This is a genomic window from Gluconacetobacter sp., from assembly GCF_047721585.1.
Taxonomy (GTDB): Bacteria; Pseudomonadota; Alphaproteobacteria; order Acetobacterales; family Acetobacteraceae; genus Gluconacetobacter; species Gluconacetobacter dulcium.
In genome coordinates this window covers 1-9,251 of sequence record NZ_JBDNXE010000139.1, presented here as the reverse complement: position 1 = coordinate 9,251, position 9,251 = coordinate 1, and the positions used below count along the sequence as shown (strand labels likewise).

Annotated in this window: 11 protein-coding genes; 3 read left to right on the top strand and 8 right to left on the bottom strand. The window is 67.2% G+C overall.

All coding sequences use genetic code 11. The features are described from left to right. From ABF821_RS17915 to pip, 4 genes are all read right to left on the bottom strand, one after another. The coding region (locus tag ABF821_RS17915; RefSeq protein WP_415531046.1) for a hypothetical protein at positions 1 to 591 on the bottom strand (591 nt) is incomplete at its 3' end. Positions 592 to 1,357: 766 nt separating this feature from the next. Beyond that, positions 1,358 to 1,933 carry a cob(I)yrinic acid a,c-diamide adenosyltransferase gene (locus ABF821_RS17910; protein WP_182974866.1) on the bottom strand — a complete coding sequence of 192 codons (576 nt, stop codon included), beginning with the start codon at positions 1,931 to 1,933 and terminating at the stop codon, positions 1,358 to 1,360. Positions 1,934 to 1,945: 12 nt separating this feature from the next. Next, positions 1,946 to 2,497: a DUF4142 domain-containing protein gene (locus tag ABF821_RS17905; protein WP_415531045.1), complete on the bottom strand. Its 552-nt coding sequence runs from the start codon at positions 2,495 to 2,497 to the stop codon at positions 1,946 to 1,948. A 73-nt stretch (positions 2,498 to 2,570) separates the two neighbouring features. Next, complete coding sequence (pip, locus tag ABF821_RS17900; protein WP_415531044.1) at positions 2,571 to 3,518, bottom strand: prolyl aminopeptidase; 948 nt, start codon at positions 3,516 to 3,518, stop codon at positions 2,571 to 2,573. Between the two features lie 53 nt (positions 3,519 to 3,571). On the opposite strand from pip, the gene ABF821_RS17895 reads away from it, so the two are divergent. Both ABF821_RS17895 and ABF821_RS17890 read left to right on the top strand, forming a co-directional pair. Further along, positions 3,572 to 3,973 carry a DUF423 domain-containing protein gene (locus ABF821_RS17895; protein ID WP_415531042.1) on the top strand — a complete coding sequence of 134 codons (402 nt, stop codon included), beginning with the start codon at positions 3,572 to 3,574 and terminating at the stop codon, positions 3,971 to 3,973. Next, positions 3,970 to 4,962, top strand: a complete 993-nt coding sequence (locus ABF821_RS17890; protein WP_415531041.1) for an SAM-dependent methyltransferase — start codon at positions 3,970 to 3,972, stop codon at positions 4,960 to 4,962. Before ABF821_RS17895 ends, ABF821_RS17890 begins: the two co-directional genes overlap by 4 nt. Here ABF821_RS17890 and ABF821_RS17885 read toward each other — a convergent pair. Continuing rightward, on the bottom strand, positions 4,948 to 5,262 hold the full coding sequence (locus ABF821_RS17885; protein WP_182974871.1) for a hypothetical protein: 315 nt from the start codon (positions 5,260 to 5,262) through the stop codon (positions 4,948 to 4,950). The two genes, ABF821_RS17890 and ABF821_RS17885, sit on opposite strands and share 15 nt — an antisense overlap. A 113-nt stretch (positions 5,263 to 5,375) precedes the next feature. Here ABF821_RS17885 and ABF821_RS17880 point away from each other — a divergent pair, with 113 nt between their 5' ends. Next, positions 5,376 to 5,888: a thioredoxin family protein gene (locus ABF821_RS17880; RefSeq protein ID WP_182974872.1), complete on the top strand. Its 513-nt coding sequence runs from the start codon at positions 5,376 to 5,378 to the stop codon at positions 5,886 to 5,888. A gap of 44 nt (positions 5,889 to 5,932) precedes the next feature. Here the strand turns inward: ABF821_RS17880 and ABF821_RS17875 are convergent, their stop codons facing one another. The 3 genes from ABF821_RS17875 to ABF821_RS17865 form a co-directional block, all read right to left on the bottom strand. After that, a complete protein-coding gene (locus ABF821_RS17875) occupies positions 5,933 to 7,609 on the bottom strand; it encodes a M3 family oligoendopeptidase (RefSeq protein ID WP_415531040.1) in 1,677 nt (558 codons plus the stop codon). A 50-nt stretch (positions 7,610 to 7,659) separates the two neighbouring features. Beyond that, positions 7,660 to 8,655: an LLM class flavin-dependent oxidoreductase gene (locus tag ABF821_RS17870; protein ID WP_415531039.1), complete on the bottom strand. Its 996-nt coding sequence runs from the start codon at positions 8,653 to 8,655 to the stop codon at positions 7,660 to 7,662. A gap of 144 nt (positions 8,656 to 8,799) precedes the next feature. After that, a partial coding sequence (locus ABF821_RS17865; RefSeq protein WP_415531038.1) for an OPT/YSL family transporter occupies positions 8,800 to 9,251 on the bottom strand: 452 nt, incomplete at its 5' end.

Sequence of the window (9,251 nt, the reverse complement as noted above, 5' to 3'; positions counted from 1 at the left end):
GCGGGGAACCGGCGCGGGTTTCGGCTGCTGGATGGGGGCGGCGCGCGGCTTGGGCGCGGAAAGCTCGGCTGTCAGACGCGCGATTTCGGCACGGGCCGCGGACAGGCTGGCGCGCAGGGCCAGGATTTCCTCGTCACGGCTGGCCACGCCGGCCTGGGCTTCGGCCAGAACGATGTCGGCATGGCCGATACGGGTTTCCAGCGAGCGCAGGCTGGCCTGGGCATCGTGGCTGGCGCGGTCGGCGTCGTCGCGCTGCTTCTGCAACAGCTTTACCTGTAAGCGCAGGCGCTCGATTTCGCCGCTATCCTCCTGCGGTGCATGCATCGCACGGGCCGCCGGGCGGTTGAGGACATGATGTTCGACCCGGACATCACCATCCTGGACGAATTTCCGCCGCCGTTGTGCCGCATCGAAGGGGCGGGCCGTGGCGCGGGGCGTCGCTTGGGAGGATGAGGCAGGAGCGGATTGTTTCGAACCGAGACGGGATAGGGCGAGACGCAGCGCCTGCTCGTTGACCTCGTCGCGATTATCGTTGTCGGATTGTTCGGCGTCTGCGGCAAAGGGGAAGGTATCGTTATAGGATGCGGACATGGGGGTGTCTCTCAAAGTGGAGATGAAAATCGTGGGGAATGTTTGAAAATATGCCGGCGTGGGGGCGTGTTTTCTGTTTTGTTCATTTCATTCCGAACGAGGCGGGCATTGTTCTGTTGTTTCGCGCCGCGCCGGAATGACCGGATGCCGATTTCAGAGGGGCAACCGGTTCGGAACCGGTGAGTGCGAAGCGCATATGGATAAGAGAAATTGATCCAATAAGTTTCATATACTCTGTCTTCTGAAGAAAATGCAAGGCCATGTCGTTCGTAAGTTCTTGTGACATGGTGTCGCGGCACCGATGGCGCATGTGTGAAATTTCATGATCGTGTAATATTAAGCATTAAAATGGCGTAAATATCCGCGAATATTATACAATACGACAGATATTCCGTATCGTTTTTGGATTTCGTATGGATTCCGTGCCGGATTTTTCGATTGTTATTCTTTATTATTTTCATAATTCTATAGTGTATTGATGTTTTCCCTGCTTTATTTCTCTGATTGTGGTCAATTCGACGGAACGGAAGGTTTCATACGCGATTACAGTGAGGCGCCGAACGGAAGCAGAACGGTTTTTCGTCTTTTTCAGGTTCGGGAAGTCGGTTGAATAATAGACATCACGTTTATGTGATGTCTAGCGTGATTCGGACGTCCATGGGAATCGTGTGACCCTGCGCAGCCAGGCGTTCGGCAGCAAGCGGGAGGCTGCGTGGCCCGGAACTGCGCCGGGTTGTCGGGCGATTCGTGTAATCGGGCAGGGTTCTCAGGCGTCGCGGCTGCCGGGTTGCCAGGGAACGTCGTCCTGCCCGTCGTTATTCAGGTGCCGGGCCAGTACGAACAGGTAATCGGACAGCCGGTTCAGGCAACGCAGGACGGATGGGCTGACGAATTCTTCCTTGCGGAGCAGGACCACCTGGCGTTCCGCCCGGCGGGCCACGGTACGGGCCAGATGGGCATGGGCGGCGCCTGGACTGCCGGCGGGCAGCACGAAGCTGCGTAGCGGCGTCTGGCGGACGCGCAGGCGTTCCGTCGCCTGTTCGAGAAACGCGACCGCCGCGTCGCCGCCGCGAAAATTGTCGGCGTCGTCCGGCCCCTGCTCCGGCACGCATAATATGCCGCCGATATCGAACAGAAGAGACTGGATGCGCGCGAGGCATGCGGCATCGGGTGACGGGGGCGGCACATGCAGGCGCAGCACGCCGATCGTGGCGTTGGCTTCGTCCACCGCGCCCATGGCCTCGATCCGGGTACAGGATTTGTCGACCCGTGTGCCGTCGCCCAGCGAAGTCTGGCCGCGATCGCCTCCCCTGGTGACGACGCGGTCGATTCGGATGCTCATGCGGCGTTCCGGTCAGTGATGGGGGCGGTGATGGTGCCCGTGTTGGCCCAATGCTTTCGCCATGTCCAGATGCGACTGGATGGTGGACTGCATGTCGGTGGCGTAGGCCTTCAGGGCCGGGTCGGTGCCGTTGGCGGCTTCGGCCTGGAACAGCGGGGCCGCATTGTCGTGGCCGGCGATTTGCAGCGCGGTGAAATCGCGGTCGAAGACGCGGCCTTTTTCGGTCTTCAGGCTGTCCAGAACATGCTCTTCGTCCGTGTCCAGATCGTCGGGCAGGGTGGTGCCGTGCTGGTCGGCGATGGTCTTCAGCCGGTCCTGGCTGGCGGTGTGGTCGGCGACCAGGCGGGCGGCGAAGGCTTTGACGTGGGGATCGCGGGCCTGGGTATCGGCCAGCTTCGCCGCCGCGATGATGAAATCGTTGCTGCGGGCCGCGTTGTCGAGGAACGTGATGTCGGTTTCGGTCAGGGAGGGTGGCTGGGGTATGGGGGCGGGCTTCGGCGCGGTGGCGCAGGCGGCCAGCGGCAGGAACGCCGCGATGGGCAGCCAGCGGACATGTTTGGTCATTCGTTACTGATCCCTTTCGGACATGCGGATACAGGGGGAACGCGATCGTGCGGGTCGGGTTCTGGCCGTGGCGCTAGAGAGCGCGCAACTCTTCCATGCAGGTCACGAGGCGCCGGCGGATTCCCGGTTCCAGCGCGGAGTGTCCGGCGTCGGGCACCAGGGTGAGCGTGGCGGCTGGCCAGGCATGGGCGAGGTCCCACGCGGAGGTGGCGGGGCAGATCATGTCGTAGCGGCCCTGGACGATGGTGCCGGGGATATGGGCGATCCGCGCCATATGGGCCAGCAGGCCGCCGGGCGGCAGGAACAGGCCGTGGCGGAAATAATGTGCCTCGATCCGCGCCAGGCCGATCACCGCGCGGTCGCGGGCGAAGCCGGCGACCGCCGCGGGGGCCGGGATCAGCGTGGAGCAGGTGCCCTCGTAGCTGGACCATGCCCGCGCCGCCGGCAGGTGGATCGCGGGGTCGGGGTCGAACAGCAGCCGGCAGTAGGCGGCCAGCGGATCGTGCCGGGCCTGCGCGGGCAGGTGTTCGAGGAAGGCCGTGTGCGCGTCGGGAAAAACATGGGCCAGGCCGTGGAAGAACCAGTCCAGTTCGCTCGGGCGGCCCAGGAAGATCCCGCGCAGGACCATCGCGCGCACGCGCTCGGGGTGGGCCTGGGCGTAGGACAGCGCCAGCGTGGAGCCCCATGAGCCGCCGAACAGCACCCAGTCGGCGATGCCCAGTGCGGCGCGCAGATGTTCGATATCCCGCACCAGATGCGGCGTGGTGTTGGCGGTGACCGACGCATGAGGGCGCGAGCGCCCGGCGCCGCGCTGGTCGAACAGCACGATTCGCCAGTGGGTGGGGTCGAAGAAGCGGCGATGGACCGCGCCGCTGCCGGCACCGGGGCCGCCATGGAGGAACAGGACCGGCCGGCCGGCTGGATTGCCTGCCTGCTCCCAATAGATTTCGTGCCCGTCGCCGACGGGCAGGTAGCCGCTCTCGTATGGCGCGATGTCGGGAAACAGGTCATGGCGTGACATGGGGCGACTATACGGCAACCGGGGCGCCCGGCTAGACTGCGGCCGTGATGAGTGTGTCTGCTTCCTTTTCGCCTGTGCCGCGCGCGGCCCGGCTTTTTCTTGCATTGGGTGGCCTGCTGGGCCTGCTGTCGGTGGCCGGCGGCGCGCTGGCGGCCCATCTGCCCGATGCGATGTTCGCCGCGCCTTCCGGCCGCACGCTGGCGCGGGAGGCGGTGGAGATGGGCATGTGGCACGCGCCCGCGCTGCTGGCGGTCGGCATCCTGCTGTGCGTGCGGGGGCGGCGGGTGCCGCTGCTGCTGGCCGGTGCGGCCTTTGCGCTGGGGGAGGTGCTGTTCTGCGGTGCCGTCGGCTGGACGGGGGTGACGGGGCAGCATCTCGGCCCGGTCGCGCCCACCGGTGGCAGCCTGCTGATGCTGGCGTGGCTGCTGATGGCGGTGGACGGGCTGCGGCGATGACCACCGATATGCAGGGCGACGCGGCGCCAGTCGAGTTGCCGCACCCGGTGCGCGCGGCTTATCTGGCGGCTGAGGGGTTCGAGGACGCGCTGGCCGAGGAACTGGGGCGGCAGGGCGTGGAGATCATGGCGTGGCATGGTCGGCTGGCGCTTTCGGCCAGTCCGCCGGTTGCGGCGGCGTGGGCGCTGGATATCTGGCTGGAGCCCGAGCTTCATTCCATTGCCTCGATCGGCGCGGCGGCGGCGCTGTTGCGCGGCCGGCAGCGCAACTGGGCCTGCCATGCCGTGCGGCATCATCGTCGCGCGACGCTGATTGCCGACCGTCTGCCGCCGGTTGCGGCGCGGGCGCTGGTCTTTCCCGCAGCCGCGCCGAGCGGGCATCTGGGTGGGTGGACGCTGCTGGCGCCGGATATGCTGCTGCTGTCGACGCGCAAATCCTCGCCCTTCGTGAACGGGGCGGTGCCGTTCGTCGAGGATCGGGTGGGGCCGCCTTCGCGGGCCTATCTGAAATTATGGGAAGCCTGTGCCCGGCTGGGCGTCTGGCCGATGCCGGGGGAACGCTGCGTCGATCTGGGAGCGTCGCCCGGCGGGTGGACGTGGGCCATCGCGCAATGCGGGGCGGAGGTGGTGGCGGTGGATCGCGCGGACCTCGCGCCCCAGGTGGCCGCCATGCCGGGGGTGACGCTGCGCCGCGAAAGCGCGTTCGGGATCGAGCCCGCCGAACTGGGGGCGGTGGACTGGATGTTTTCCGACATCATCGCCTATCCGACGCGCCTGCTGGCGCTGGCCCGGCGCTGGATCGCGGGGGGCACGGCGCGGCGCATCGTGATGACCATCAAGTTCCAGGGCACCACCGACCACGAGACCGCTGCCGCGTTCGCCGCCATTCCGGGCGGGCGGGTGCTGCATCTGTGGCACAACAAGCATGAACTGACATTTCTGTGGGACCGCGAGGCGGCGGCCCCGGCCGGGGCGTTACCGCCCGGCTGAGGCCCGGCGCGCGCGCAGCCGCCGGTCGATCGCCCATTCGCCGATCTGCACGATCGGCAGGGCCAGCAGGAAGCAGGCCACCGCGACGCCCATCACGATGATCCGTTCGCGTGCCTCGGCATCGGCGGCGCCGGTGACGCTGTACAGGGTGCTCCACAGCCGTGTGCCGGCAATGTGATCGACCAGGTAGGCGACATGGGCGCTGTAGCGCAGGGTGGCCATCAGGGCGGCCGTCAGCGCGACCATGGCCACGGTCTTGATCAGGGTGCGGGCGATGTCGGGTTGCGCGGCCTGTGTCATCCGGGAGAAGATCCTTTTACCATCATGTCGGGTCTGTATGGCTTTCGACGTATGAGATCCATCTTAACCTGATATTATGCCTCGTTCATCCTTGGCTTCATGGACCGAATTTCATGCATCTGCGCCGCCTCCTTCCCCTGACCGTCCTGCTGGCCGGTCTGGCCGCCACCCCGGCTCTGGCCGAACTGCCGCCCGTGCCCCAGGTGGGGCAGGAGACGCCGAAGCCGGTCGCGGCACCCTATGGGCCGACCGAGGGCGCGCAGGCGCAGGTCGATGCCGCCTTCAAGACGGCCAAGGAAAGCGGCCGCAACGTGCTGATCGATTTCGGCGGCAACTGGTGCCCGGACTGCCGCATGCTGGCGGGCGTTCTGGACCTGCCGTCGGTCGCGCCCTGGGTGGCGGCGCATTTCGTTACCGTGTCGGTCAATGTCGGGCGGATCAATACCAACCTGGATATCGCCCGGCATTACGGGGTGACGATCAAGGCCGTGCCGACCGTGCTGATCGTGACGCCGCAGGGCCGGTTGCTGAACCCGGACGGCACGCTGGCGCTGGGTGACGCGCGGCGCATGTCCGCCCAGGCGGTGGTTGATCTGCTGGCCGGCTGGAACGGTCGCGGAGCCTGACCATAAATGCGCGCCGGCGGTGATCCGGCGCGCGTTTGCGACTTTCAGCGCAGGTGCAGGAAGCGGTCGGCTTCCTGCACGATGTCGGCCAAGGTGCCTTGTTTGAAGGGGCTGATCAGGCCGGCGGCGTCGACCAGGCCGGTGAAGGGCTGCGAGCCGCCCAGCGCGCACAGATCCGCATAGACCGCCATCGCGCCCGCCTGATCGGCCCGGCTGTGCAGCCAGAACTGCATCGCGCAGCACAGGGCCAGCGTATAGTCGATGTAATAGAAGGGCGAGCGGTAGATATGGCCCTGGGCCTGCCACCGGCCGCCGGCGGCGGGCCAGGACAGGTCGCCGTAATCGCGCCAGGGCAGATACAGCTTTTCCAGTCGCTGCCAGGTCTCGTGGCGTTCGGCGGCCGTCATGCCGGGATTGGCGTAGACCTCGTGCTGGAAGTGATCGACGCAGACGCCGTAGGGCAGGAAGCTCAATGAGCCGATCAGGTGCATGCGGCGGAAGCGGTCGGCCAGCCCATCCTCGACCATCAGGTCGATCTGCGGCCAGGTGAGGAATTCCAGCGCCATCGAATGGATCTCGGCGGCGTCCATGGTCGGCCACAGCAGGTCGATCCCCGGCAGGTCGCGGCTTTTCCAGTTCTGGTAGGCGTGGCCCATTTCGTGGGTGAAGACCGTGATGTCGTGCTGCGTGCCGTTGAAATTGGCGAAGATGAACGGCATCCCGACCGTGGGAAAGGCGGTGCAGAAGCCGCCGCCGGCCTTGCCCTCGCGGTTGCGCAGGTCGAGGAAGCCGCCTTCGACCATCTGGCGGTAGAATGTGCCCAGATCGCCGCCCATGCGGTCGAACATCGTCTGTGCCCGTTCCAGCAGCAAATCATGCCCGCCGGCCGGTTTGGGGTTGCCCAGCGGGTCGATCAGCGATTCGTCCCAGAAATGCAGCCGGTCCCAGTTCATGGTCAGGCGGCGGTTTTCCATGATCGCGCCGACCAGGGGCACGACATGGGCCAGCACGTCCTCGCGAAAGCGCGCGACATCCTCGGGGCCGTAATCGACGCGGCGCATCCGCCGGTAGCCCAGGGGGATGTAGTTGTCATAGCCCAGGGTGCGCGCCATGCCGTGGCGCACCTGCACCAACTGGTCGTAGATCCGGTCCAGTTCCGGCCCGTTGGCGGCGAAGAAGTCCCAGCGTGCCTTTTCGGCCTCGTAGCGCACCGCGCGATCCGGGTGCTCGGCGAAGGGGGCGAGGCCGGACAGATTGACCGTCTGGCCCTGCACCGTCACGCGGGCCGCGGCCAGCAGGGCCGTGTAGTCGGCGCCCAGGCGGGCTTCCTCTTCCAGCGCCGCGCGGATGCGTGGGTCGAAGGTGGTGATGTCGGTTTCCCACAGGCGCACGGTGTGGGTGCCGACGGCGGTGGCGAGGCCGGCGCGGTCGGGGTCGTCCAGCAGCCGGCGCTTGATGGCGACTTCAAGCTCGGTCACCAGCGGGGTCAGCCGGTCGGCGAGGTCGCGATCGGTGCGGGCCTGCTGGCTGGTGGTGTCCTGGGAGAAGCGCAGGGCAACCATCGAGGCCCAACTGTCGTACGCCCGGCGTTCGGCGTCGAAGCGGGCGAGGGCCTCGGTGCGGTGGTCTTCATCCAGCAGGGTGGAGACGGCGCCGAAAGCCGCGTTCAGGCTTTCGGCGGTCGGGGACGGAAACGTGAGGTCGGCGAATTGGATGGACATGGTGCGCATCATCGCATCCGCGATGGGGGGGCGTCCACGGTTCTGTGCCGTCAGGTTTCCGGCAGGGCGTTGCGGGCCTCTGCCGCGAGGGCGAAGGAATGCAGGCGGGCTGTGTGGTCGTGGATGGCGCTCACGATCATCAGCTCGTCGGGCTGGTGGCGGGCGATGAAGCGGGCCAGGCCGGTGCGCACGGTCTCGGGGCCGCCCACGACGGCGCAGGCCAGGGCGCGGTCGATCCCGGCCTGTTCGGCGGCTGTCCAGAGCCCGTCCGTCTCGGTGACCGGGGGCGGAAACTGGCCCGGACGGCCCCGGCGCAGGGCCACGAACTGCTGCTGGTGCGAGGTGAACAGGAAGCGGGCCTGCGCGTCGGAGTCGGCGGCCACCACGTTCAGCCCCAGCATGACATAAGGTTGGGCCAGCCGGGCGGAGGGGGTGAAGCGCTGGCGGTACAGCGCGACGGCCTCTTCCATCATGTCCGGCGCGAAATGTGAGGCGAAGGCGAAGGGCAGGCCCAGATGGGCGGCCAGATGGGCGGAGAACAGCGACGAGCCCAGCAGCCACACCGGGATGTCCAGCCCGGCGCCGGGGACGGCCTGCACGCGCTGGCCGGGCTGGGGCGGCGCGAAATAATGCAGCAGTTCGGCGACCTCCTGCGGGAAGCGGTCGGCGCTGGACGGGTCGCGGCGCAGGGCGCGCATCGTTTCCTGGTCCGAGCCGGGGGCGCGGCCCAGCCCGAGGTCGATCCGGCCTGGGAACAGGCTTTCCAGCGTGCCGAACTGTTCGGCCACCATCAGCGGGGCATGGTTGGGCAGCATGATGCCGCCGGCGCCGACGCGGATATGCTGCGTGCCGGCCGCCAGGTGGCCGATCAGGATGGCGGTCGCCGCCGATGCGATGGCCGGCATGGCGTGATGTTCCGCCACCCAGTAGCGGTGAAAGCCCAGTGCTTCGGCATGGCGGGCGAGGTCGAGACTGTTGCGGAAGGCGGTGGCGGCATCGCTGCCGCGAACGATCAGGGACAGGTCGAGGACCGAAAAGGGGATCAATGTCCAAACTCCTTTTGTCGTTCGGGTCTGCGGTCCCCATGCCTGACGAGAGAGGCGGGCTGGTGCGCGAAGGCGGCCACGACGACCGTGTGCCGCGAAGCACGGGCAATGCGCGCCGGATCGCCGCCAGCGCGCATTGCCCCGTCAGGCACGGCGGATCTTGTGGCCGAACCACAGGCATATGGTGATGAAGACCAGCGTTCCCAATATCGACGGCACGATGCTTGCCTCGGGGAGGATGGCCAGGGTGTCGTCGCGGCCGGTGGCGCCGGCGATGCCGGCCAGCAGCACGCCCGTCAGGCTCTCGCCGACGATGAAGCCGGAGGCGAGCATGGTGGAAACGCCGCCTTCGCTCTGTCGGGCTTGGCGGGTGCAGGCCCAGCCGATGATGGCGCCGATGGCCAGCGTGACGCTGACCGCCGGGGGAAGATACAGCCCGATTCCCACCGCCAGGGGCGGCATGGCCCCGCCGACGCGGCGTAGCAGCAGGTCGGCCGCGATCAGCACGATGCCCAGCGCGACGCCGATCAGGATCATGGTCCAGTCGAGCTGATGCTGGAAGATGCCCTGCGCGATGGTGGTGAGAAGGGCGGGCT